Origin of the sequence: Terrilactibacillus laevilacticus (genome assembly GCF_006517395.1) — a bacterium.
Classification (GTDB): Bacteria; Bacillota; Bacilli; order Bacillales; family Sporolactobacillaceae; genus Terrilactibacillus; species Terrilactibacillus laevilacticus.
In genome coordinates this window covers 1-1447 of the sequence record NZ_VDCY01000036.1, presented here as the reverse complement: position 1 = coordinate 1447, position 1447 = coordinate 1, and the positions used below count along the sequence as shown (strand labels likewise).

General features: G+C 38.8%; 1 protein-coding gene. It reads right to left on the bottom strand.

Features of this window, described 5'->3' with window-relative positions; all coding sequences use genetic code 11:
* Nucleotides 1-152: 152 nt before the first annotated feature.
* Nucleotides 153-1340: an IS256 family transposase gene (locus tag FG390_RS15615; RefSeq protein ID WP_141191936.1), complete on the bottom strand. Its 1188-nt coding sequence runs from the start codon at nucleotides 1338-1340 to the stop codon at nucleotides 153-155.
* Nucleotides 1341-1447 lie beyond the last annotated feature (107 nt).

The following is a 1447-nucleotide window of genomic DNA, read 5'->3' as shown; positions in this document are numbered from 1 at the left end:
GGCAGTGTCAATAATTTTGTGTAAATAAGTTTTCGACCTTTTCAGATAAATTGTCACTTGTATTCTAATTGTTCATGTTCATGGATTGTTTTTGATTTATTTGACAGGGCTAGCCCTGTCAAATAAATCAAAATTTCGCGACGACGTGTGCCCTATGATTCTAGCTCTTCAAACATTTTTTCAATTTCTGCACGAGCTTTATTAAAGCCAATATGGCAGCGTGTCGCAAAGCGCTGGTTATAGTCATCAAACTGGGAAACTAAGAAACGTTCCAACGACTCTTCATTTGGAAATTGTTCCTTGCGTTTGGTATATTTCTTGATCTTCTTATTGAATGACTCGATTAAATTTGTAGAGTAGATGCTTCGCCAAATGTCCTTTGGAAAGCTGTAAAATGTCAGTAAATAATTATTTTCACGCAAGGATTTGACGACTTTACTATACGACTTTTTCCATTTTTCACAGAAGGCATCAAGGGCTGCTTGACCTGATTCAGCGTCTTCTGCTTGATGAATCGTTTTAAAATCTTCGCAGATCTCCTGACGATCTCCTACGCGCACTTTATGTGAAATATTGCGTGCTACGTGTACGAGACACGTTTGGTATCTCGCTTTTGGAAAGACGCTTGAAAGAACATCTACCATGCCTTTTAAGCCATCTGAAATGAATAATAGGACGTCTTCTACACCACGACCTTTGATTTCTTCTAGTAGTTCTTGCCAGTTATACGCCGATTCTGTTGGGGCAATCGTATAGGCAAGGACTTCCTTGGAACCATCTTCACGAATTCCAACGGCGATGTATACAGCTTCTTTGGACACGGTATCACGACGTATCGCAATATAGGTTGCATCTAAATAGACGCACACATAGCGATGATGTAGTTGGCGATGATTGAACGCTTCAACCGTTTCAGAAACTGCTTTTGTCATGTTAGAAATGGTCTGTGGCGTATAATGATGACCATACATCTTTTCAATCAGATTTGCGATTTCAGCCATCGTAATTCCTTTTTGAAAGAGGTGAATAACCGTTGACTCTAATGTGTCGTTGGAGCGTTTATAAGGAGCTATCGTCTGTTGCTTAAACTCGCCATTACGATCACGAGGAATCTGGATATTTAAGTCCCCATATTCGGTGTGGAGAGTACGTGAATAAGAGCCATTTCGTGAATTACCAGAGTTGAAACCGATACGGTCATATTTTTCATAATCTAGAAAACTCGTAAGTTCGGTTACCAAGAGCGAGTTGATTGCTTTTTCTAAATGAGAACGAAAAACTTCCGTAATATCTTGTTTTTTTACTAGTGCATCGACGATTTCTGTTGTAAACTGGTTCATAGGGAAGACCTCTTTTCTATGGATGAGTTGTGGTGACTTTATTCTACCAGGAAAAGGTCTTCCTTTTTCATTGTTTTATTCATTTACACAAAATATTTTACACTCTC

Excerpts from the sequence above, each read along its gene's own strand:
- FG390_RS15615 (WP_141191936.1), bottom strand. The coding sequence starts at position 1,340 with ATGAACCAGTTTACAACAGAAATCGTCGATGCACTAGTAAAAAAACAA.